This is a genomic window from Cognatundibacterium luofuense, from assembly GCF_018139685.1.
GTDB lineage: Bacteria > Pseudomonadota > Gammaproteobacteria > Burkholderiales > Burkholderiaceae_D > Undibacterium > Undibacterium luofuense.
The window spans coordinates 1-279 of record NZ_JAGSPN010000673.1 but is presented as its reverse complement, the minus strand read 5'-3'; the positions used below and the strand labels follow the sequence as shown (position 1 = coordinate 279).

General features: G+C 53.8%; 1 protein-coding gene. It reads right to left on the bottom strand.

All coding sequences use genetic code 11. The annotated features are described in order from the left end of the window. Positions 1-14: 14 nt before the first annotated feature. Positions 15-279: hypothetical protein (locus tag KDM89_RS22140; protein WP_212689890.1), on the bottom strand; the 265-nt coding region annotated here is incomplete at its 5' end.

Below are 279 nucleotides of genomic sequence, written 5' to 3'. Positions count from 1 at the left end.
AATGATGCAGCGTTTTACAAAGGGCGGTGTTCATCGCCGCGTTTGGCGGCCAGAGCGCGACGTGCCATTAAAGCCAACAATACCAGGCCACACACAGCAATGATGGCAGGTGCACACCAGCGCAAAGCAAAATCCACCTTGCTTTGCATCGCTGCTGACAAGCCTTCATACCATAGCAAAGCCGCTGGCCCTACATGGTTCACCACCCAGAACGGCGCCAGTACCAATAAGGCAGTCAACGCAATTGCTGCGACGATAGCTAGCATACGGCTCAAGATA